Raw genomic sequence first — 23,433 nt, 5'->3', positions numbered from 1 at the left:
CGTTTTTCAGAATCACCCCACCAGTTTCGAATTACTCTAATTTTAGCGTAGCTTTTATTTGCGTTCCTGCGCTCCGGGGGTATGGTTTGGCAAATTCCATGCATGGAGCCCCAGCATGAATGCCGAACCCCCTGTGCCTTTGTCTGACCTGAACGATCTGGTCGATCGCCTGATCGACGGCAAGTATCTGTCGCTGCCGGATGGCCCCGAGGGCCTTCCGACCAAGCTGCGCGAACTGGCCGACAAGCTCGAGAGTCGTTCGAAGGGGCTTTTGCGCCACTCGGTCGGCATGTCGATCTTCCTGAACGACACCGTCACCCAGTCGGTGCAGACCATGCGGTCGATTCGCGAGATGAGCCAGCGTATGGCCACCATCTCGGCCTCGACCGAGGAAATGGTCGCCACCGTCCAGGCCATCAGCCGCACCTCGGAACTGGCGGCCTCGAACGCGCATTCGGTGCAGGACATCTCGGACGAAGGGGCGCGCAGCAACGAGTTGGTGGTCTCGACCATGCGCGACATGGTGGTCACCGTCAACGACACCGCCGAACGGGTGGCGCGGCTGTCGGAAACCTCGGCCTCGATCGGCGCCATCGTCAAGCAGATCGAACAGATCGCCCGCCAGACCAACCTGCTGGCCTTGAACGCCACCATCGAGGCGGCCCGTGCCGGCGAGGCCGGTAAGGGCTTCGCCGTGGTCGCCAACGAGGTCAAGGCCCTGGCCAACCAGACGGCGACGGCCACCACCGATATCCGCGACCGCATCGGCGGCCTGAAGGCCGAAACCGACGCCATTCTGGCCGGCATGGAACAAGGCGCCGAAGCGGTGCGCCAGGGCGAGCAGGCGGTGTTGTCCTCGGTCGGCAAGATGCGCCAGGTTTCCGAGGAAATCCGCGACGTCACCGCGCTTATGCAGGAAATCGCCGACCATCTGGGCCAGCAACGCCAGGCCGCCCAGGAAATCGCCAGCAACCTGGAATTGGCCACCGAACGGTCGAAGTCCGACACCGATTCCATCAACAAGTTGATCGATACCGCGTCGGTCGCCAGCGCCAGCCTGACCGACATGCTGACCAGCCTGATCGAAGTCGAGATGAAGAACGCGGTGATCTTGCTGGCCAAGTCCGACCACATGGTGTGGCGTCGCCGCCTGGCCGAGATGCTGGTGGACCGGGCCAAGCTCAATCCGCACGAACTGGCCAACCACCACCAATGCCGCCTGGGCAAGTGGTACGATCAGGTCCAGGACGCGTCGATGAAGTCCCATCCGGCCTTTCTGGCGCTGGAAGCCCCGCACAAGCGCGTCCACGACATGGGCATCCAGGCGGCGCAATTGTACGCCGATGGAAAGTTCGAGGACGCGGTCGAACTGGTCGCCGCCATCGAGGAGCCGTCGAAGGAAGTGCAGCGTCTGCTGGACGAGTTGGCCGCGGTTTATAGTTAACGCCCCATTGACCGAGGGCCCGGCTGCGCCTACACCCGATGGCGGATGTTCGTCATTGCAAGGATAGCCGATCATGCGCCGTGTGCTTCGTTTCATCGTCGGCACCTTCGCGGTGATCGGCCTTCTGGTGGTCGCCGGACTGATCGGCGCCGTCTGGGGGTTTTCCGCGCTGCACGATAAGGTCGAGCCGGCCCTGCCCAAGAAGATGGTCCTGACCTTGGACCTTGAATCCAAGATCCACGAGACGGCCTCGGCCGATCCGTTCGCCATGCTGTCGGGCAAACGCGAATACGTCCTGCGCGAGCTGGTCCAGGCCCTGGACGCGGCGGCCCGCGACCCGCAGGTGGCCGGCCTGTTCGCCACCATCGGCCAGACCCACTTGTCGATGGCCGAAGCCCAAGAGATTCGTGCCGCCGTCGGCCGCTTCAAGGAATCGGGCAAACAGGCGGTTTTGTTCGCCGAATCCATGGGCGAGTTCGGCAACGGCACGCTGGCGGTCTATGTCGCCTCGGCCTTCGGCAAGGTGTGGCTGCAGCCGTCGGGCGATGTCGGCCTGACCGGCTTCGCCGCCGAATCGCCGTTCCTCCGGGGCACGCTTGATATGCTGGGCATCCAGCCGCAGGTGGTCGCCCGCAAGGAATACAAGACCGCCCCCGAAACCTTCACCGAAAAGCGCTATTCGCCGGCCCAGGCCGAGACGCTGAACGGCCTGTTGGATTCCTGGAGCGATCAGGTCATCCAAGGCATCGCCGAAAGCCGCAAGATGCCTGCGGAAAAGGTGCGCGCCCTGTTCGGCAAGGGCCCGTTCCTGGCAGCCGAGGCCCTGTCGGCCGGCCTGGTCGATCATCTGGGCTATCGTGACGAGGCATGGGGTGCCGCCGCCTTCGATTCCAAGATCAAGAAGGTCGACCTGGCCGCCTATGGCGCCCGCCAGCCCAAGGCGAGCGGGACCAAGGTGGCGGTCATCACCGGCAGCGGCACCATCGTCCGTGGCGATGAAGAAAGCCCGTTCGGCACCGAGCAGGGCTTCCATGCCGGCACCATCGCCCAGGCCTTCCGCGACGCCGTCGAGGATCCGGCGGTCAAGGCCATCATCTTGCGCATCGACAGCCCCGGGGGCTCGTATGTGGCCTCCGACACCATCTGGAACGAGGTGCGCCGGGCCCGCGCCGCCGGCAAACCGGTGGTCGCCTCGATGGGCGGGGCCGCCGCCTCGGGGGGCTATTTCGTCGCCATGGGCGCCGACCGCATCGTCGCCCAGCCGGGGACCATCACCGGCTCGATCGGGGTGTTTTCCGGCAAGGCGGTTCTGACCGAATTCTGGCAGAAGCTGGGGGTCAGCTGGGATGAACTGCACCGGGGCGACAACGCCACCATGTGGAGCACCAACAGCGCCTTCTCGCCCCAGGCGCTGGAGCGGGTCAACGCCATGATGGACCACATCTATGCCGACTTCACCCATAAGGCCGCCGACGGCCGCAAGATCGCCCAGGATAAGATCGAGTCCGTCGCGCGAGGCCGGGTGTGGAGCGGCGCCGACGCCAAGAATGTCGGGCTGGTCGATGTGTTGGGCGGCTGGAACACCACCTTGGAACAGGTTCGCGAGGTGGCCGGGCTGGAGCGCGACGCGCCGGTGAAGCTGGTCGCCTTCCCCGAGCCGAAAAAGCCGTGGGAAATGCTGGGCAAGGTGCTGGGCGGCGGGTTGGCCAGCGACGAATCGACCCGCGCCATGGCCAGGATCGCCCGCATCATCGTCCCGGTCGCCGACCAGATGGATATTCTGGACCCGCAGGCCGGCACCTTGCGCATGCCGGTGCGGCCATGAGTGATCAGCGCCCGCTGACAGCGGTCGTCACCGGAGCCAGCCGCGGCATCGGTCACGCCATCGCCCGGCGGTTCCTGGCCGAAGGCTGGCGGGTGATCACCTGCGCCCGGGCCGAGATGCCGGCGGCGTGCCGATCGGACCCCAACTGGGTCCATCACGTCGTCACCGACCTGGCCGATCCGGCCAGCACCGACGCCTTCATCGCCGCCGCCAATGCCTGGTTGGGCGACGCGCCGCTGAACGCGCTGGTCAACAATGCCGGCGTCAGCCCCAAGACCCCCTATAAGGAACGACTGGGGGTGCTGAACGGCCCCATCGACGGTTGGAAGGAAGTATTCGAGCTGAACTTCTTCGCGCCCCTTCGGCTGGCGCGCGGCTTCGCCAGGGCGCTGCACAAGGGCAAGGGGGCCATCGTCAACATCACCTCGATCGCCGGCCATTACGTTCACCCCTTCGCCGGCTCGGCCTATTCCACCTCGAAGGCGGCGCTGTCGGGCCTGACCCGCGAGATGGCGGTGGAACTGGCTCAGTTGGGGGTTCGGGTCAACGCGGTGGCCCCGGGCGAAATTCGCACCGAAATGATTTCCGCCGAATACGAGGCGCTGGTCCCGCGCATCCCGCTGGAACGCATGGGTACTCCCGAAGACGTCGCCGGCACGGTGTTCCGCCTGTGCGGTCCCGACTTCGACTATGTCACCGGCAGCGAGATCTTCGTCACCGGCGGCCAGCACCTCTATTAGCCATTCCACTTTCGATTGCATCGAACCGCATGCAATCGGTACTGATTTGTCACATTATTGGACTCTATTTTGACGTGTGTATGAGCTAGCATGTTCCCACCTAAAGCGGTGGCTGCATCCACCCTTCGGGCATCAAGGAAAACAACATGCAGGAAGGACACACACCATGACTGTCGGTACGTTCCTCGTTTCCTACGTCTCGTCCGAAACCATGCCCGGCGGCTGCGTGCTGTCGATGCAGCTGGTGGTCGATACCGTGCACAAGACCGCGTCGGGCATCGCCACCGTCACCCAGGCCACCAACCCGCCGCTGGACGTGCGCATGCCGGTCAGCGGCCCGGTGATCACCATGACGGTGATGCCCAACAACACCCACTTCCGCATGGATCTGCAGAGCCAGTCGGGCATGGTGGGCCGCAACCTGTCGGTCATGGCCGTGGTCGGCGAGGATTGGCAGACCGGCGTCGCCAATGTGCACCTGTTCACCGACACGGCCCAGGGCACCATCAGCTTCACCACGCCGATCAAGACCGCCCCGGCCATCGGTCAGGTCGCCGCGGAATAGAGCCGTCGCCGGAAGGGTGGCACGGGCCGCCCTTCCGGCGATTCTATTTCGCCCTTGCGAAACGAGTCGGAAGCTGTCACCATCTGCGGGTCGAATAGTTAGGGCAACCCCCGCGACGCCGCCTTTTCGAAGGCCGCCACTCCTGGACTTCCCCATACCTGATTTGATGCTCCGCACCACCGGGCGCGGAGCCACGCCAGCAATGGAGGATCTAATGTCCACTGGCACCGTGAAATGGTTCAACAGCACCAAGGGTTTCGGCTTCATTCAGCCCGAGGACGGCTCGGCCGACGTGTTCATCCACATCTCGGCCGTCGAGCGCGCCGGCATGAGCGGCCTGAACGAAGGTCAGAAGCTGTCCTACGAGCTGGAGCGTGGTCGCACCGGCAAGATGGCTGCGGTGAACATCCGCGCCGTCTAAGCCGTCAGGCTTAGCCAACGGAAAGGCCCGGCCCCTTTGGGGACCGGGCCTTTTTCGTTGACCACCGCCCCAGTCGATCAGCCATCGACCATGAAGAAGGCCGACCAGATATAGGGCGAGCTCCATTGGCCGATGCGCAGCATCTCCAATTGGGCCTCGCGCAGGGACTGATGCGGGCTCTTGCCGGCCAGCAGGCGGCCATACAGCGCGTTCATCAGGGTCTGGGTGCCGGCGTCGCTGACTTCCCACAGGGACGACACCACCGAACCTGCCCCGGCCTCTTGGAAGGCGCGGCGCAGGCCGTAGACGCCCTCGCCTTCATGGATTTCACCCAGGCCGGTTTCGCAGGCCGACAGGATCGCCAGCTTGGTGCCGGTCAAATCCAGCCCCAGCACCTCGAGAGCGGTCAACACGCCGTCATTGTCGGTGTCAATCTCGCCCAGCAGCTGGGCGTTGGCGTTGATGCCGGCAAAGGCCAGACCGGATCGCAGCAGCGGGTTGTCGCCCGGCGGCGGCAATTGGATGTCGCCGCCGCGCTGCAGCTTCAACAGGCGCTTCCGAAGGGTATCGTCGGGCTTCAGGAAGAAGCCGTGGGTGGCGATGTGCAGCACCTCGGGCGGGCGTTCCATGTCGCGCAGCACGCGCTCCTGGGCGTCCAGCTTGCTGTAGATGGTGCTGGTCTTGCCGACCACCGTGACCTTTTGACGGATCAGCTGGCCTTCCTTCTCGGCACCCGGCAGCGGGTCGAACTTCAGGCCGCGCATGCCCGACGACATGCCGCGCAGGCCGCCCGCCACCGACGAGCCGCGCGACCGGGCCTTTTCCAGGTTCTCCTTCCCGGTCACCGCCTCGGTATTATAGTCGGGGCCGGCATTGATCATGATCCCGCCGGTGGCCGGCGGCAGCTTGTTGGGCAGCAGGTTGCGCGCCGTGGTGTAGATGTGCAGGTCCAGACGCTCGATCAGGTACTTGCCGTTCTTTTCCACCAGGGCGGTGAAGGGCAGGATGTTCAGCATGCCGTCGGGAATCAGGAAGACCGACGATTTCTTGCCGATCTTGTCGGCCAACGGCGCCCAGATCAGGCCATAGGTCTTCTGCCCGACCTCGAGCAGCTCATCGAGGTCGATTTCTTCGCTTTGGATGTCGGTGCGGTATTTCTGGATCGCGGCGTCGATCTTGGCCGGATCGTCATAGGCGATCATGCTGTAGACCGGCTTGCCGCCGTCCTTGCGCAACGTCGCCGCCACCAGCTTCTGCTTGCCGGCATGGGTGAACAGCTGGAAATCGACCAGTACCGAATCCTCGGGCAGGAACTCGACCAGTTCTTCCAGTTTGATCCGTTCGACCGTCTTCTGGAACCGCACGCTGGCGCGGCCCAGGTCGGATTGCAGGCGGTTGATCCGCTCTTCCAGCTCGTGCAGGATCTCGGCGTGGCGGTCCTTGGTTTCCTCGGTCGGCCCCGACAGGGTCAGCGCCGCCAGCTTCTTGCGCGCCTCGGTCAGTTCGGAATTCAGCTTGTCCAGTTCGGGGTTCTTGCTGAGGCGGCCCAACTGGGCCAGCTCGGACGCCACCTTGAACAAGATGCCCTTGCGGTTCAGGCTGACTTCCAGCAACCCCTTGCCGGCGGTTTCCGGATCCAGCCGCGACAAAAGCTCCATATAGGCCGCCAGTTCCGGCTGATGCAGCCGGACATAGCCTTCACGGGCATTGTCGCCGGTGACGTACAGCATACGGTTCAGGAAGTCGGTGCGGCGCGCGAAGATGGTCGAGCGCACCCCCAGGCCACCTTTCAGGTCGCCCTTATCCACCTTGACGTCGGCCAGGCCGTTCATCGCCTCGAAGGTATAGGGATGCAGCGGCCCCAGCACCTCTTCGCCCATGGCGGCGGCCTTGGTCAGCATGGAATCGGCATCGTCCAGCCGCTTGGCGGTCCGCAGCAAGTTGCCCAGGTCGATCTGCGAGCGCAGCACGTCCAGATGCTTCGGCCCCAGCACGTCGGACCTGGCCTTCAACACCTCGCGGAACAAGGCCTCGGCCTCGGCCAGCTTGCCCTGGCGGTGCATGGTCCGGGCCAGCGAGTTGCGCGCCTTCAAGGTGTTGATGTGGCGCGGACCATAGGACTTGGTCCAGGCCGCCACCACCTGGCGGAACAAGGGCTCGGCGTTGGCGAATTCCTCTTTTAGCAGATAGAGGTAGGCCAGATTGTTGACGAAGGCCAAGGTGTCGGGGTGATTGGCCCCCATCTTCTTGGTGAAGACGATGATGGCGCTTTTATAGAACGCCTCGGCCTTGTCGAAATTGCCCTGGCTCTCGTTCAACAGGGCCAGGTTGTTCATGCTGACCAGGGTCGAGGGGTGGGAATCGCCCAGCACCTTGCGGCTGCCCTCGACGGCGGTGCGCAGGTAAGGCTCGGCCTGATCGTACAGGCCCTGCTTCTCCAGGATCTCGCCCAGATTGTTGGCCGCCACGATGGTCGAGCGATGGTCCAGGCCCAGCACCTTCTCGAAGCGCTCATAGGCTTCCTTGAACACCGCCTCGGCTTCGGCCAGCCGACCCTGTTTGCGATAAATCGCGCCCAAGGACGACAAGGTGGCGACGGTATTGGGGTGGGCGTTGCCCAGTGTCTTGGTCTGATGGTCCAGGACTTCCTTGGCCAGGGCTTCGGCGCGGGCATGGTCGCCGCGCTCGTCGACCACCTCGGCCAACTCGCCCTTGATGGCCATCGCCGTCTCGACGTCGCCGGCGGTTTGGGCATCCTTGACCAGGGCTTCCATCATGGCCTGGGCTTCCTCCAGCCGGCCCATGCGAAAGGCGATGGCGGCCGCTTCCGAGCGGGTCGAGAAGCCGGCCGGGTCGCCGGCGGCCAGCGCGCTGTCTTGAATGGACAGCGCCTTGGCGATCAAGGGTTGGGCCTTGTCGTACTCGCCCATCTGGCGGGCCAGTTCGGCCTGTTGGGCGACGCAGGTGCCGGTCTTGGGATGGACCTCGCCATAGGACTTGGCGCGCGCCGCACAGGCGGCGTTCAGCAGCTTTTCAGCCTCGGGATAGCGCCCGGAATTCTGTAGCGAGCGGGCCTGCGCCGCCTGGGCCGACAAGGTCAGATCGTGCATCGGCCCCAGCGCCTGGCCGGCGGCCTTGGCCATCTCGCCCTGAATATGAGCGGCCTGGGGGAAACGGGCCTGGGCCGTTTCCAGGGCGGCCAAATGTCCCTGGATCTTCAAGGTTTCCGGATGCCCCGCCCCCAAAGCGCGCTCGGCGGCGGCGATGGCCGCCTTCAGGCTGGCCCCGGCCGGCTCGATCTTGCCGGCCGCCATCTGGATTTGCCCCAGATCCGAGCCGCTGAAGATGGTCGCGATATGGTCCGGGCCTAAATTGTCGGTGGCGACCGACAGGGCCTGGGCGCCCACTTCTTGGGCGCGGTCCAGATTGCCCTGGCTGGCGGCGGCCATCGCCGCCTGGCGCATGCGGTTCCACATGCCGACCGCGGACTCGCGGCCGGCGGGAACGGCCGACGCCTTGGCCTGGCGCTCGGCCATGGCCGGCGGCACCGCTTCCCGCAGCTTGGCCACCTCGGCGGCATAGGCCGCCGCATCGTCGCGCTTGCCGGCGCCGACGGCGATCTTGTGGGCGGCCTGCAACAGGCTGGCCGCCGATTCGACATCGCCCAACTGCATGGCCAGGGCGGCGGCGTTGTGGGCGTAATCCAGGTTGGTGGGCGCCGCCTCGTGGGCCTTCTTGTACAAGGTGAAGGCCTCGGCCGCGTTGCCCTTGCCCAGCGCCTGCTTGGCCCGGTCCGCCAGCCCCGGGGCCGCCCCCTGGGCGAAGGCCGGCTGGGGTGATGCGACCGCCAGCACCGCCCCCAAGGCGGTGGCGCAGGCGAGGAAGGCAAGGGTGCGACGTGCGGCCATACCGGTTTCTCCCGTTGAAGCCCGTTACTTTTCCTTGTGGGTATAGACCCCGTCCCAATCCGCCCCCGGCGGCTCGGCGACGAAATGTTCGATGCGGTCGAGATAGATCTGGTAGATCTTGCGATCCGGCTCTTCCGTCAGCAGGCCCTGGAAAGTGACCCGGGCGGCGTCCCATTTCTGCTGGGTGTAAAGGTGCAGGCCTTCCTGGTGGCGGTTGATGCGCGACAGCGTCTCGGCATCGACCTCGCCCTCGAAGCCGACCGGCTCGAAGATGCGGACCGGCGTGTCCTTGCCCTTGACGCGCACGCAATCCAGTTCGCGGGTGATCAGATCTGGCACCTTGGCCTTGGTGAACTCGCTGATCATGATGTTGACGCCGTACTGCTTGGTCAGGCTTTCCAGGCGCGAGCCCAGATTGACCGCGTCGCCCAGCACCGTATAGGCCAGTCGGAAGTCGGATCCCATGTTTCCGACATTCATCACGCCGGTATTGAGGCCGATGCCGATCTTCAACGGCTTCCAGCCGCGCGCCACGAAGCTTTCGGCCAGTTCCTCCATGCCGGTATGCATGCGCAGCGCCGCCTGGATGGCGTGGCGGGCATGGTCCTCGTCCCGCAGCGGCGCCCCCCAGAAGGCCATGATGGCGTCGCCCATATACTTGTCGATGGTGCCGCGATGGTCATGAATGATGTGGGTCATCGGGCTCAGGAAGGCGTTCATCAAGGTGGTCAGCTCTTGCGGCGACAGACCTTCCGAGATGGTGGTGAAGCCGCGCACGTCCGAGAACAGCACGGTCATCTCGCGCGATTCGCCGCCCACCGAAACCTGCTGGCCGCTCTTGTTCATCTCGGCCACCAGTTCGGACGGGATGTATTGGCCGAAGGTCTTGGAAATCTGCTGCTTCTGGTCGCGTTCCAGCATGTAATAGCGGTACTCGATCCACAGATAGCTGAGAAAGGCGGCCAGCAGCACATAGGACATCGGCAGCACCGTGCCGGCCTTGGCATAGGCCATGCTGGCGACAAAGCTCCATCCCAGCAGGATCGTGCCGGCCGACAGGCCGCGCAGCAGCGGACTGCGCATCCGCGCCACCGCCAGCATCAGGGCCAGGATGACGATGATGGCCAGGGCCTCGACTTCCGACGATGGCGGCCGCAGCGGGCCGCCCTTCAGCAGGGTGTGGATGGTGTCGGCGATGATTTCCACCCCGTAGACCATGCCGACCGGGGTGTCGAACCAATCGTGCGACACTTCCGAGGTGTCGCCGATGATCACGATCTTGTCGCGCACCCAATAGGCCAGTTCCTCGCGCTCGTTCTCGTCCAGGGCCGAGATGTCCAGGAACTCCAGCGCGCTGATGCCCGACGTCTGCGACAGGAACCGGCTGCCGGTGGGCAGCGGCGGGAAGTCGATGTAAAGGCGGTTGCCGCTGTCCAGCGGTACCTTCAACTCGCCCAGCATCAGATCGGTACCGACCAGCTTGGGCTCGACCCCCAGATACATCGCCGCCGCCTGCACCGAGAACGGCCAGCCGTCTTCCAGCTTCGCCACCTCGGGGTACACCTTCAGGCGCGACAGCATGGTCAGCAGGGTCGAATTCGAGCTGATATTCGTATAGGCGCTGCGCGAGGCGGCATCCAGGGTCGGCGCCGGCCGGTTGATCTTGACGAACTTGCCGTGGTCGAACTCGGCCTGGGCCACCAGAAGCGTGTTGCCGGCCCCGGCCAGCACCTCGGCCAAGGCCGGGTCCTCGCCATAGGAACTGGGGAAGTCCATCAGCATGTCGACCGCGACGGTCTTGGCGCCAAGGTCGTGGACGTTCTTGATGATCTGGGCAATGTCGGTGCGCCGGAGCGGAAAGCTCTTATAAGCGCGGAAGAAGGCTTCGTCGGTGTTGACCAGGACGATGTCGTTCTTCGAGAAGGCCAATTCCTTCGGATCGCCATAGGCCAGCCGCAGCTGGTGACGAAACGACAGTGTCTGGTCCTCGATCAGTGCGAACCATTCGAAATGCTGGGCCGGTATGGCCAGCAAGAACAGCACGATCGTCATCAGGACATCGTAGCGCTTGAACAAGTTCCCCATCCCGCCCCCCATCCATCCGACAAAAAACCCCGCCGGCGAACCGGCGGGGCGTTTCGGCCAAGCCGTCAGTTGGCCTGCATTTGCTCGTTGTAGACCAGGGCTTCCTTCTGCCGCAAGTCCTTGAGCTTGAGGTCATTGTAGGCCTTGATCAACAACGGGCGCATTTCGTTGTCGGTCTTGTTGGCGTCGAAGTACTTGCGGTAAAGGTCCATCGCCGCGACGGTCACACCCTTGGAATCCAGCAAGCTGGCGGCGGTGAAGTCGTCGGAGCCGGTGGCGGCCTTGACCTTGGCCAGTTCGTCGGCCAGGGCCTTGTCCTCGGCGGCCGACAGCCACACGATGACCCCTTCCTTCTCGGCGTCGGCGACCTTCTTGCCGCCCTCGGTGACCGAGACGGTAAAGGTGTGCTTGCCCGGCGCCAATTCCGGCACCTTGAAGCGGACCATGTCGCCCTCGGCGCCGGCCACGGGAATGTCCTTGCCGCCGATGGACAGAACGTAACCGTACTGCTTGCCATAGCCTTCCCACACCAGGTCGGGATAGGTCGCCGACAGCGTGACCTGCGAAATCAGCCGCAGCTTGATCTCGCCGGCATCCTTGGCGACGGCGCGGCGCACGGTGGTATAGCGCTGGGCCTCGGCGAAGCGGTTGCCAAGACCGGCGACCAGATCGCCAGACGCCGGCTCGGGAGCCGACAGGGCACCCTTCACCGCCTTGATTCCGGTCGCTTCGACCTTGACCTCGGCATTGGCGCCGACGCTCTGGGCCATGTTGCTGGCCTGATCGACAAGCTTGCCGCCGCCGTCCGCGCCGGTCCGAACCATGTCGCCGGCAAACAGGAACTTGTTGCGGGTCACCGGGGTCCACTTGGCCCCGTCCTTGCTGACCTCGACCGTACCGGTCGCTTGAATCAGCATCGAAACAGGCGGATCGGCGGCCAGAGCCCCAGCCGCCCATCCGGCCACGGTCGCCCCGATAGCCAGCGCGACAAAGGCCTTCATAAGTCTGATCATGGTGGGTTCTCCCCTTCGCCATTCTGTTGATGGAAGACGCCGACACCCAGGACACGTCGCCCCGTTCCGGCGGTAGAGTTCACTGGTGCCCCAAGGATACCAGATTTTCCCCTGTGCGTGACACAGAGCAAAGACCCTAGAGGCGATGATTTTTATTCCCGTCGGGTCAGACGTCCTTTCCGTTGGACCGCCGCCACTGCGCCACCGGCTGATGATCGTGCCCGGCGATGAACGGAACGTACTTTTGGTCCTCGCCCAGGATGTGGGTGACCAACCAGTCGTTGAGAAGATCGAAAAGGTGGCGGGCATCCAGCACCTTGCCGCGCTCGATGTCCGACTTCAGCGAAAAGACCACGTCGTACATGCGGTCGTGCAGGTCCTTGTGGGCGCGCCAGTCGGGGAAGCCTGCCTGCTTCATCTCGCGCTCTTCCTCGGCGAAGTGGACCAGCACGAAATCTTCGAGCTTGGCCATCACCGCCCGGATGTCGGCCCCGTCGCCCTTGGTCTCCAACAATGGGTGCAGTTGGTTCAGGCAATCGATGATCATGCGGTGGTGGCCGTCCAGCACCGGCGCCTTGACCGACATCTCCTCGGTCCATTCGATAAAACTCATGGCGTCAGCCTTCCATCAGGACACGGATATGGGCGGCGACCGACGCCGCCAGGGCGCGGGTGTCGTAACCGCCTTCCAACAACGACACCACCCGCCGGCCGGCATGGGCTTTGGCGATGTCGAGCAATTGCCGGGTCAGCCAGGCGAAATCGCCGACCTGCAGACGGAAATGCGCCATCGGGTCGGCGGCGTGGGCATCGAACCCGGCCGAAAGAATCAGGAAGTCGGGCGCAAAGGCCGCCAGCCTGGGCAGGATGATGTCGGTATAGGCGGCGCGGAAGGCCTCGGGTCCGGTGCCGGCGGGCAGCGGGACATTGACCACCACCGCGCCGCCCTCGCCGCCGGTTTCCTCGGGCGTGCCGGTATAGGGAAAGGCGTCGGCCTGGTGGGTCGAGGCGTAGAAGGTGCCCGGCTTGTCCCACAGCACGTCCTGGGTGCCGTTGCCGTGATGGACGTCGAAATCCACCACCGCCACCCGCTTGAAGCCGTGGGCGTCGCGGGCGTGCAGCGCGGCGATGGCGGCATTCGAGAACAGGCAGAACCCCATCGGCCGCTCGCGTTCGGCGTGGTGTCCGGGGGGGCGGGTGGCGACGAAGACGTTGCGGGCTCGTCCGGTCGCCACTTCATCGACCGCCGCGCAGGCGCCGCCGGCGGAACGCAAGGCCGCCTCGCCGGAACGGGGCGACAGCATGGTGTCGCCGTCGATCTCGAACAAGCCGTCGGCCGGCACCGCCGCCATCACGCGGTCGTAATGGCCTTGCGGATGGGCGCGCAGAATCTGCTCGACCGTCGCGGGCGGGGCCTCTTCGCGCGGGACGTACATGAATTCCTCGTGGTCGAGGATGTGGTTGATGGCGCGAATGCGGTCGGCGCATTCCGGGTGGTACTCGCCGGTGTCATGGTCCAGACACACGGGATGCGTATAGATCACCGTCGAAGACAATGAACCTCCCCCTCCCTAAATCTATCCTTGTTGAATAGGGGAGAAAGAGTGGCCCTTTTTGAATCGTTCGACAAGCGGGAACACCCGCCGATCAGCCCCGATATCCACGCATGGCTATTTGCGGCGGAAGCGATAGCGCTTGGTGCGCGGGCGGCAGGCCACCAGCAAGGTGGTGCCCAGGGTTCCCATCACCACCCAGGCCGGCAGGTCCAACAGGCGCGCGGCGAAGGTCGGGCTGGATTCGGCCGGTTCGGCGGCACCGCCGGTCAGCAGGGTCAGCACATCCGAGGTCAGGATGCTGGAATAATCGGCTGGCCCCAACGCCATCACCGCGTCGGCCGAGGCCATCACGCCGGTAAAGACAAGCAGGACCCACCCAAGGATTCGACCGAAAACCATTCGACACCCGGCGGCAATAGTGCGCTGTTTTTATACAGGGCATCAGGTTTGCACCCTACCGACTGAAAGTTCAATAGTTTTCGTCGAATTCTGGTGTTTTTTCAGACAGGATCTATCCCTGAACGGGGTTGCGCGCCCCTGCCCTTGCGTGTATGTTCCGCAACCTTGCCGGCCGGGTGTCACACCCGCCCGCATGCGGAGGGATGGCCGAGCGGTCGAAGGCGCACGCCTGGAAAGTGTGTATACGTCAAAAGCGTATCGTGGGTTCGAATCCCACTCCCTCCGCCACTATTTCTAAAGAATAGAATCTCTGATGCCGAGTGCCTGGGGCGAAATCCCCAGGTTCCGCGCCGTTCGCGGCCAGTGGCTGTTGACCGTGTGGTCTTGTGGCGACCGAATTTCGGCCAATTTTCTCTTCTCTCTGCCCCGTATTCTCCGCGAGCTGTTGACTGCCGCCAAACGATACGGGTTTGCAGATGCCTGGAGAATCAATGGGTTGCAGCGCGCCAAGCTGTTGACCTTTCCGCAGTTTTTACTGACTGGCGGGGGATGCCGGAGACGAATTGGGGGAGGCCGTAGTTCACGGTTACCCCCCAGACCTCCGAGGACGTGTTGTCCCCGTCCACATGGACACCTCCTATGGGCTACCTACCTGGGCAAGCCGCTACCGCCGGACAGGGGGTCAAAATAGCACGCCGATTCCAGGGCCAAAGGGGGGCAGCTTTCGCTGCCGATTGACACAGAGGGGGCTGAAATCTCTTCACCTGGATGCTTCCGCGGAAATTTCACGGGCAATTCGCTCCGCTGTTATCTGGATCGGGGCCTTTGACTGGAGTTCGCATTCCCAGGCTACGAATACACGCCAGCCCATTGCGGCGAGCGCCTTCGCTACTCGGCTGTCCCGTTCCACGTTGCGTTCGAACTTGGCCTTCCAGAAGTCCGTGTTGGACTTGGGCATGCTGGCGACCTTGCAGCCTACATGACGATGCCAGAAGCATCCGTGGACGAACACCACGGCTCGATGGCGCGGGAACATCAGGTCAGGCTTGCCCGGCAAGTGGGAGTTGTCCAGGCGGTAGCGCAGCCCCTGCCTGTGGAGCTCGCGGCGAAGCGCTAGTTCGGGGATGGTGTCCTTGGAGCGGATCCGCGACATCCTTTCCGAGCGTTGTTCCGGCGAGAGAAAGTCGGCCATGGCATGCTAGGCCCCCGCTCCACCGGCCGACACAAACTCGAAGAACGGCAACCCCCGGATGACTTGCCCGGGTGAATCGAAAGACTTGTAAAGGCAATGATGGTTCGGCAGCGCCTTCACCCGCTCGGCGACCTCGGCCGCCGAGGCCGCCAGCCCAAGCGCGCCGAGTTCGCCCGGAGTGATGTTTGGTACTTTGTGTATGAACCACGTCAGGAGGGGCTCGCGGTAGTCCGTGGCATTGACCTTGAAATGCCGGAGGTACTGGGAAGCCAAGATCACCCCGCAGCCGAACTCCCGACCCTGCAACAGAAGCTTTCGTAATACGTCGAACTCGTACTGCATGATGTTGTCGGCTTCGTCCACCAGCAGGTAGGAATCGATCGCCCGGAGCTGTGGTGCCGTGCCAATGAACGGCCGCTTGGGCGTTCTGAGCATGTTCTCGTAGAACATGTTCAACAGGATGGCGACGAGCATGTTCTTACTGCGGTCGTCCTGCCCCAGCGCATCGAGGGAAACAACGACGACGCCGTCGAGGAAGTCGCCGAATGGACGGGTCTTGTCCGCTGCCTGCTCGAAAATCTCCATGTCCACGAGGTCGTCGATGATCGCCATAGGCGAATCGGACTTCCCGTCGAGCAAGGCCGCATACTCTGCGTGAACGTCGTAGATGGTCGGCGCGCTCCCTCCAGGGCAACGCCCGTAGGCAGACTTGACCGCCTTCTTGAGCTTGTCCCGCTGCACCGGCCCAATACCGGAGTAGATCTTGTCGAGCACGTCGGCAAAGAAGCGGAATCGATCCAGCCAGGGCACAGTTGATTCGCCGATCACACTCGTATCGAAAAGGTTCAGGGGAAGGCGATGCGGCCTGACGACCCGCGCGCCGGTTGCCTCGACGAAATCCGGACTGCTGTAGTCCCGCTTGTAGTCGAGGACCAGTATGCGTGGCCGGATCTCGCGATTCGTGGGAGCCGCCGAGGCTATCTGGTGCACCAGCGACTTGAGGAGCTGGGTCTTTCCGGTGCCGAGGTCGCCCACAACGCCCATGTTGAGCTGGTTGAGGCGCGTATCGGAAAGCGCAAGGGAAACCTGCCTCCGCTCGAAGCCATCGACGGTGCTCCCCACCGCGAGGGCGACCCCCGCGCCGCCGGCCGCGATCGCCTGGGCGGGGGGCTCCGGACGTGGAGACTGATCCGGCTGCCCCGCTTGCGAGGATGCTGGCGGAGCCTCGGCCTCAGGGCGCGGGTCCTCTTCCACCGGGGCCGCATCCTCGCCCTGGGCATCGCCAGCTCCTTGGGCTCCTGCGGAGGCCGAGACGAGGGAAGCCCCCCGGAAATGCCAGTCGCCCAGCCGCGCACGCACACTCTCGTAGAACGCATCGGCGTCGCCTGCCACGATGCGCCCCGCATCCTCCATGCCAATGACGATCGTCTCCTCGAAGCCGTCGCCGTCGCTGTCGCGAGCGTCGCTGGCAAGGCTGTCGTCGATGATTACCAGACGGCCTCGTCCATCGACCGTCACCGCTGTGTCGTCGCCGAGGATGGCGTTGGCAATTAGTTCGTGGAAGCTCGCCCACTCGGCTGACGTCCCCGCGATATCACCGTGCTGGCTGTAGACGCGCATGCCAAAGCCTATCATCGACAGCAGCAGGTGCTGGTAGGCGAGGCGCCAGGCCGACAGCCGGTCGGAATGGGAAGCCAGCTTCGCCAGGAGATCGGATAGTGCCCGCGCCTGCCCGAGGGCGTCTGCGACCTCACCCGGGGGAAATGGCTGCCCGAGGCGGCATTTTACCTCCACCGGAGTGAGGTGGATTCGGGCTCGCCCGCCATTCAAGGTAGCGCAGACGACAAGGAGGTCTGGCCTGTTCAGCGAGAATTCTACTCGGTCCTTGTTAATGGCGCGCGCAAGGTCGTCAAGGTAGCCGCGAAATGGGTCGACCGGCATTAGCAGCGCTATTTCCGGCTCGTCCCTGGTCCCGGCAACGACAGGCAGTAGGCTGTCAGGGCAAGAACCAATGCGGAAACGGTCCTGTAGGAGGCGGGCGGCGACGAACAGGCCAAGATCGCCTATGGCCCCGGTATCATCGCCTGATAGGCCGCGGATGGTCGGGATTCCGCGGCGGGCGACCTCCAGCAGGATTCTCCCGACCTCCTCGTCTCCAAGCGATTCGCATCCTGGAAGGCGGGAGATCACCTTCCTCAGGCCGTCAAGGTCCGACGGCTTGACCCGGGAAAGCAGATAGTAGCCATTTGTGTCGCCGGCCCGCTGCGAATACGAAGGCAGGTCGTAGTCCCACAAGTAAGAATTTGGGAGCCAGTCGCCGAGGAAGCATGCCGGGTCCACGGACGAGGACGACACCGCGACGAAGTCAGCGCGGTTTTCATCAAGCATTTCCCCTATCGCGTGGACGTTGGGGGCGAAGCGGAGGCCGATCGGCCGGTCGCCCATGTTCTCCATCGCGGCCAGGCAAGCGGCGACCTTGTCCGCAAGCGGGTCGCCCGACGGTTCCGCGGTCCGGGCCTGCCGCGACTCGCTCAGGAACGCATTTGGGAGCTGGCGACGAACGCGGTGGCGGATTAGCCCACCGGCGCCCAGGGCCGACATGGTTGTAGTCTGGGCTGCCTCTGGCTCGGACGAATCAAGTTGCGCGATGATCCCAAGGTCGAGAGGGACGTTCCTTGGGGAGCCGGCGAACCAGCGGACGCTGTTGCCAGTATCCTCGGACAGGTTCGCGATCGTTGCCTCGTCTGGCCGCGAACCCTCGTCGCGGGTATCGTAGATATCCAGGCGGCGGGGGCCCGACGAGGAACGCCGGTTTGGCCGGTCGCCCTCGGAATAGCGAGCGGCGGACCAGGCCACAAGCCCGTCATTGCACGAATCGGTCGCAGCTCCGGCGCTTGCCACGACAACCCCGATGACTGGCTTTGCGCAAAGTACGTTGGAAACGTCGTCAAGTGCCCTCGCTACCTGACCGGCGCTGAACCCTGTCGAGACACCGCCAACAGACAGGCCCAGGGCACCGCCGAAGGGTGGCTGCCTTGAGCGCTCAGGCAAGCTGGAAAGCCGCGTGCCGTTCCAAAGGACGGACCAATAATCGGAATTGGACTCGGCCGACAGGAAGGTTACCCATTCTATGCCCTCGGGAGAGACCAGCGGCATCCTGAGGACATCGGGCACCATGCCCGGATCGAGGATGCCAGCGGCGGGGCAAGGCAGGCTGCCCGTGGCGGCCTCCTCCAGTACGCCCTGCGCGACGGCATGCCAGGCGAGGCGCAAGGGATGGAGGGGGGAAAGCAGGAGTGCATCCGGCACGCGGGAGAGCGTACGGCCGCCAGCTTCAAGGGAGCAAACTGCAACGACATCGACCCAGGTTGCGACCTCTGGACAGGCCCTCAGCCAGCTTGCATAGGCATCGAGATAACTTTCGACGAGCCCCGGGAACGTCTCGTGCCGCCGCAGCCACTCGCCGAGGGGGGCGGCTTCCAGCAGGCCGGACTGGTCGTCCTCGCCGCGGATGAGCAACGCAAGGGCCCTGCGCGCCGAGACAAATTGCTGTGGCGGCTGGAAGTCGCTTGTGGCAGGGCGAGGGTCCTTGAGGAAGGCACCGCTGGAGAGGATACGGCCCCGGCCACTTTCCTCTGACCACTTTGGCTGCATCCAGTGCTCCGAGTAATCGTCGGAGATCACCAATGGCAGGAACGAATGGTCGACCGCGTCCTCCTGGAGCATCCAGCCCTGGAGGCTGCTCGTCCGGGCGCTCCGGTTCAACTGGACGACGGACTTGGCTCCGGAAGGGGCCACTTGCCGCCTGTTTAGCTTGATTAGGCGCTCGAACTCGCTCTGGCAACCCTCCTCGACGACATCCTCGCAGGTCAGGAACACGCGGCAGGTCTCGGCGATCGCCTTTCCGTCCGGCTGCGATCGCTCGAATGGGATGTCGATCTGGTAGGAGCCATCCGCCTCGACCTCCATCTGGTGAAGGCCGGGCTGCATTTCCCGTATCACTAGCTCCTGTTGTTCCTCGCTACCGTTTGCCTCGCCGCTGGCAGTGCCAATTGCCTGGCTGGCAATGGAACTCCCCGGCGCCAGGAAGACGAGCAGTTCATACCGCCCGGGCCCGGGAAGGGCGATGCTGGTTTCCCAGTTGGGCACCCGTGCACGGCGGGCGGGAGCCTTTGGCGCCGCGATCTTGCGGGCAACCCTGCAGGCCACGAAGATCCCGGGGCGCCAGGTCGCGAGCGAAATCACCCTGATCGATGCCGGACGAAAGTCCTTGGCGGCGGCCTTGTAATGGATCGGCGATCGATGCACCGGAGGTTGGTCGTCCCTAAACGAAACCTCGCCCTCGACATCAATCTCCGCCGGGAATCCGCTCGGGCCCTTTGGAGTCCGGCTGAGGGTGACCGTAACTTGGCGGGCGTCGGGGGTATCGACCTGGACAAGAAGCTCCACCGTCCCTTCGACCAGAAGGGGAATCCCCTTGGAGGCAGGCAGCAAGGGATTGCTGCATTCGATGCGGATGTCCCCGCTAATTTCGGGCTCGTCGCTAAGAAGTTCAGCCCAAAGCTCCGCCGTCAGCCCCGACCACCAGGCGGGCGGGGCGACCAGTTCAAGGTCGGCGCTGGGCGCGTAGAATGCCTCGGGCGCCCGCTCCAAGGCAGTGGGCACGTCGCAGACGCGGATGTGTGCCAGGAAGCCCTCGAGCCACAGCCTCTGCTCCGGCGTCGCATTCTCCATCGCGTCCTGCAAGCCTGAGCAGAACCCCTCCGACAGGGCCGAGGTCACGCCACCCAGGCTGGCGTGCTGCTGGCTTGCCGACAGCACGTCCGCTTCCATGGGGGGAACCCCGCAGGCGAGGCTGATCGCGCGCGCGGCAGGCAGTGCAATGCCACGGGCGGAAAAGAGGCGGGACAGGAGCCGCCAGGCGGAGCGACGGGCGTGCCTCTCGGGGTTGAGGTTGACATCGTCCACCGACCGCAATGCCCTCACGACAAGGCCGCGAGCCTCGTCGAACTGGCCCGGTACGACGCCAGTCGCCTCAAGGGCGGCTTCGACAACTCGCTGGACAAAGGGATCGGCGAACCAATCCTCGAAGGTCACGTTCCCGCCGCTGCTGGCGGCCGACATGCCGAACTCGTCGGTCGTCGACGACACGGAGAGGATGGCATGCTGGCCTGGCGGCACCAGCGCGAGGTAGCTGGACGCGGTTGGTGAATTCCGCAGGTCGAGGAGATGACTTTCGTCGCAATGGCCCGAATGGCCGATCGCGGGATTTGCCTGCCCAGGCTCAAGCTCCGGCACGTGCAGCAGCACGGGCAGTCCGACCGGCACCGGATCGACTGCAAGGCAATCGTAAACCTGATTGAGAATTTCTAGCGGCGGCCCGTGGAAGATCAAACGCGCTTCCCCGGCCGGTGCGAGTTCAGTCACTCGTGCGCGGACAAGGCCAGCGAGCCAATTTGCCAGGGCGCTCATGCCCGTCCCCCTTTCTGGCCAGGTTGCACGCCCTGGAACGGCGGAACGAGGAGCATGCCGCTTTCGGCATCCGGGCTATCCAGAACAAGCCCGAGCATGCGAAGCTGGTGGCCGAGCTCGTTCTTGGCAATCTCGCGGTGGTCCACGACGATCCCATACGCAGCCATGTGCTGTGCGAGACGGTGTACCGAACGTGGCCCGGCGAGCCCGGCGAGGGAGCAGTGGACCAGGGCCAGGACCGCCACCGGGCCGGGGGCGCAGATCCATTGGCTTGACTTCGCGGCACTGCGCTTCCGGAGCACGTAGCCCTGGTCGTAACCCCTAAGGAGTGGATTTGCTGCCTGCCGCTGGTAGAGTACGTGGCGCGCGAACTCCATGACATTCGACCCCACGCCCTTGCCACACAACAGCGCCCGGGCCTCCCGGTCCGCCAAGTCGTCGGCCAGCGGGATCACCTCGCCAAGAACCGAGCGGCAATCCTCGACGTGCCTGCACAGCGCCGAGACTTCATTGGCGGATGAAAGGCTCCCCTCGAATGGAACCCCGGCATCCTCCAGGGACCACAGCAGGCAGTTTATCCCCAGACGTGCGCGGAGATACCGTGACGTGCGGTCCTTCAATTCGGACACGGCGCTCGTTCCATAGCGGAGGTACCCCAGGTCACGGGGATAGATCCTCGCCCGGACGTCGTCCGGCCGTGCATCACCGGCGAGTACGCCGCGCAACATCCCCCAAATGTGCTTCTGGACTTCGCAGGCCCAGGCGACATGGGCAACCGCCGCAATGCGAACAAGGGCCTCGAGCAGGCTGATCCACTGGCGCCGGGTCAGCAGGGGCTTGGCTGCGACGATTGCCCCGAGGTCACGGGCAAACTGCCGTGCCGGAGAGGCAAGCCCAGTGAGCTCGCCGGCGGGAAGGCACGCGACCTTGCCAGGTTCGGGCAGGACGCATTTGGGGCCCCACGGCTTGTTGGTCCAGGCGGCAAGCTCGTCGCGGAGAAAGCGCGCGAACACGTCATCCTCGTCGTCCACGCCAAGCGCGGTGAAGAGCATGTCCCATGTTGACGCCGCGCTATCGGCGTCAGGCGAGCCCAGCCACACCATCCGCCGGACCAGGGCACCCGCTGGCCATGGATTGCCCGCCAGGCGGGCCGACCCGGAGAAGGTCGCAGCCTCGCCGACTAGGGGCGAAACCTGGAGGAATCGTTTCGTCGATTGGTTTGGAAGCTTTGGGCTCTCGAGCACGTCCCGTAGCAATGAATGGAACGCGTCCCCGTCCATGGATGCGCCGGCCGGGCTCGTGCCGCGATCGCGGCTTTGCCCTACCAGTCGGTCAAGCTCCTTGCCAAGGCCGGGGACCATCCCTTCGCTGATGCCGTCCAAGCCGATGGCACGGTACAGACCTGTGGACCAAGACCTCGGAATTTGCATACTCGGGCGCCGGCGTGAGCGAAAGCGTGGATCCAGAGTAACCCAGGTGCGATTTGGCCCAGGGGGAAGTTTTGAATTCCGCCAGGCTCATCAGCGCGCCCCCCGCTTGGTGGAGATGAACCGCCCGCGGTGTCGTTCCACGGTTACCGACTCGCCAAGCACGATTGTCGGGCGGTCCTGGACTGTCCTATCCCTGACGATCACTCCCGCCATCCTGGCACGGGTGGTGTCGAGCATGGCGAGGACACTGCTGGGAAGCGAAGCCGGCGAAAGTCCACGCTCCAGATCCCTGACGGCCTTGAACAGGTCATAGGTAAGGGCAATGGGTTGCAGTGAGCGCCCCGCCTCAACATCGAGGTAGCATAGCGTGGGACGTGGCCGCCCCTCGTGGCTAGATGTCCTCGCGTAGACCCTCAGCCCAGGTACGATGAGCATTGCCCTGCGGCGCGGGGGCGGCAGGGGCTGGCCAAACGTTGTCGTCAGGGAAACCTCGAAGTTCTTGTCGTGGTTCAGAAGCTCCTCGATGCGAATGGCGATCTCCCGGAGGTCGTGGCCAAGCCCGTCCACGTCCGCAACCACCCGCTGGAACGCTTCGAACGTGTCGGCGTCAGGGACGCTGGCGTGGCGGACGCCGACACTCCGGCGCGTAAGGCGGCACGCGAAGTCCCGGAGGATGCACTGCATCCGACTCGCCGCCGTCGGGCGCTTTCTCCGCACGCGTGGATCGCCCAGGCGCTCGTCGAGGGCGGAAAGCCGTTCCAGGAGTGCTCGTTCAGTTGGGGAAAGTGCGCGGTGCTTCGCCGAGTAGTCCAGCCCCTCGCGCACCGACCTGCTATAGCGGATATCGAAGTCGCCGAGCGCCACCTCCGCCCCCCAAAGGGCAATCTTCGCGTCGGGCGGCGCCATGGCTGGGTCCAGCAGTTCGACAAACGTATCCAAGAGCGGCGCGATGGTCGCAGGAACGCATCCGGCATTCCTGGACTGCAGGAAGAAGTACAGCCCCATGGCAGTATGGTCGTCCTGGAGGCCGAGTTCCTTGATGTCCTGGAGCAGCGACGCGGCGAGCCCGCGATCCCAGCGATGAAAGAGCGCATGCTGGTACTGGGCGGCGGCAAGCCAGAACAGCGCTGCCGACGTTTCCCGTCGCGGCTTTCCCAGCGCGCGCTCCTTGTCTGCCTTATCCAAGGCCGCGGCCCAGGCGCACGGATCGGCCGCTCCCTCCCGGCGCCCCCCGCCATTGCCTGCTAGCAGGTAGGACATTAGGGAAAAGAGGTCTCGGAACGTCCACCGCTTGCCTGTGCCCAACTCGAACCATCGCAGCATCCGTAGCAGTGATCCGGTCTCGCGACGGCCAGCCAGTATCTTCCGGCTGCCGCAGAACGG

15 protein-coding genes and 1 tRNA gene are annotated in these 23,433 nt (G+C 64.5%); 6 read left to right on the top strand and 10 right to left on the bottom strand.

What is annotated here, in order from left to right; all coding sequences use genetic code 11:
* Nucleotides 1–115: 115 nt before the first annotated feature.
* From MTBLM5_RS03680 to MTBLM5_RS03660, 5 genes are all read left to right on the top strand, one after another.
* Complete coding sequence (locus MTBLM5_RS03680) at nt 116–1,444, top strand: methyl-accepting chemotaxis protein (protein ID WP_173974450.1); 1,329 nt, start codon at nt 116–118, stop codon at nt 1,442–1,444.
* A gap of 73 nt (nt 1,445–1,517) precedes the next feature.
* Complete coding sequence (gene sppA / locus MTBLM5_RS03675; RefSeq protein ID WP_173974449.1) at nt 1,518–3,269, top strand: signal peptide peptidase SppA; 1,752 nt, start codon at nt 1,518–1,520, stop codon at nt 3,267–3,269.
* Nucleotides 3,266–4,009: an SDR family NAD(P)-dependent oxidoreductase gene (locus MTBLM5_RS03670; RefSeq protein WP_173974448.1), complete on the top strand. Its 744-nt coding sequence runs from the start codon at nt 3,266–3,268 to the stop codon at nt 4,007–4,009. Before sppA ends, MTBLM5_RS03670 begins: the two co-directional genes overlap by 4 nt.
* 166 nt (nt 4,010–4,175) lie before the next feature.
* Nucleotides 4,176–4,574: a DUF1842 domain-containing protein gene (locus MTBLM5_RS03665; RefSeq protein WP_173974447.1), complete on the top strand. Its 399-nt coding sequence runs from the start codon at nt 4,176–4,178 to the stop codon at nt 4,572–4,574.
* 214 nt (nt 4,575–4,788) lie between these two features.
* Entirely contained in the window at nt 4,789–4,995 is a 207-nt protein-coding gene (locus MTBLM5_RS03660) for a cold-shock protein (protein ID WP_173974446.1), read from the top strand.
* Nucleotides 4,996–5,072: 77 nt separating this feature from the next.
* Here MTBLM5_RS03660 and MTBLM5_RS03655 read toward each other — a convergent pair whose 3' ends face one another.
* The 6 genes from MTBLM5_RS03655 to MTBLM5_RS03630 form a co-directional block, all read right to left on the bottom strand.
* Complete coding sequence (locus MTBLM5_RS03655) at nt 5,073–8,903, bottom strand: CHAT domain-containing protein (protein ID WP_254430892.1); 3,831 nt, start codon at nt 8,901–8,903, stop codon at nt 5,073–5,075.
* A gap of 24 nt (nt 8,904–8,927) precedes the next feature.
* Nucleotides 8,928–10,988, bottom strand: coding sequence for a CHASE2 domain-containing protein (locus MTBLM5_RS03650; protein WP_173974445.1), 2,061 nt, complete (start codon nt 10,986–10,988; stop codon nt 8,928–8,930).
* A gap of 65 nt (nt 10,989–11,053) precedes the next feature.
* On the bottom strand, nt 11,054–12,001 hold the full coding sequence (locus MTBLM5_RS03645) for a hypothetical protein (protein ID WP_173974444.1): 948 nt from the start codon (nt 11,999–12,001) through the stop codon (nt 11,054–11,056).
* 166 nt (nt 12,002–12,167) lie between these two features.
* The gene (locus tag MTBLM5_RS03640) at nt 12,168–12,614 is read right to left on the bottom strand and encodes a bacteriohemerythrin (RefSeq protein ID WP_173974443.1); all 447 of its coding nucleotides are present in this window, start codon (nt 12,612–12,614) and stop codon (nt 12,168–12,170) included.
* A gap of 4 nt (nt 12,615–12,618) precedes the next feature.
* The gene (locus MTBLM5_RS03635; RefSeq protein ID WP_254430891.1) at nt 12,619–13,557 is read right to left on the bottom strand and encodes a histone deacetylase family protein; all 939 of its coding nucleotides are present in this window, start codon (nt 13,555–13,557) and stop codon (nt 12,619–12,621) included.
* Between the two features lie 114 nt (nt 13,558–13,671).
* A complete protein-coding gene (locus tag MTBLM5_RS03630) occupies nt 13,672–13,956 on the bottom strand; it encodes a hypothetical protein (RefSeq protein ID WP_173974442.1) in 285 nt (94 codons plus the stop codon).
* Between the two features lie 197 nt (nt 13,957–14,153).
* Here MTBLM5_RS03630 and MTBLM5_RS03625 point away from each other — a divergent pair.
* A tRNA-Ser gene (locus MTBLM5_RS03625) sits at nt 14,154–14,244 on the top strand.
* A gap of 472 nt (nt 14,245–14,716) precedes the next feature.
* Here the strand turns inward: MTBLM5_RS03625 and MTBLM5_RS03620 are convergent.
* From MTBLM5_RS03620 to MTBLM5_RS03605, 4 genes are all read right to left on the bottom strand, one after another.
* Nucleotides 14,717–15,148 (bottom strand): very short patch repair endonuclease, encoded by a 432-nt coding sequence (locus tag MTBLM5_RS03620; RefSeq protein ID WP_173974441.1) that lies wholly within the window; start codon nt 15,146–15,148, stop codon nt 14,717–14,719.
* Between the two features lie 6 nt (nt 15,149–15,154).
* On the bottom strand, nt 15,155–20,620 hold the full coding sequence (locus MTBLM5_RS03615) for an ATP-binding protein (RefSeq protein ID WP_173974440.1): 5,466 nt from the start codon (nt 20,618–20,620) through the stop codon (nt 15,155–15,157).
* Nucleotides 20,617–22,002: a hypothetical protein gene (locus tag MTBLM5_RS03610; protein WP_217424966.1), complete on the bottom strand. Its 1,386-nt coding sequence runs from the start codon at nt 22,000–22,002 to the stop codon at nt 20,617–20,619. The genes MTBLM5_RS03615 and MTBLM5_RS03610 overlap by 4 nt, the downstream gene beginning before the upstream one ends.
* A 138-nt stretch (nt 22,003–22,140) precedes the next feature.
* Nucleotides 22,141–23,433, bottom strand: a 1,293-nt coding sequence (locus tag MTBLM5_RS03605; RefSeq protein WP_217424965.1) for a hypothetical protein, incomplete at its 5' end; no start/stop codon positions are given.

The sequence above is a fragment of the Magnetospirillum sp. LM-5 genome, from assembly GCF_902729445.1.
Taxonomy (GTDB): domain Bacteria; phylum Pseudomonadota; class Alphaproteobacteria; order Rhodospirillales; family Magnetospirillaceae; genus Magnetospirillum.
The sequence above is the reverse complement of the archived record's forward strand: the minus strand, read 5'-3'. Positions and strand labels throughout refer to the sequence as shown.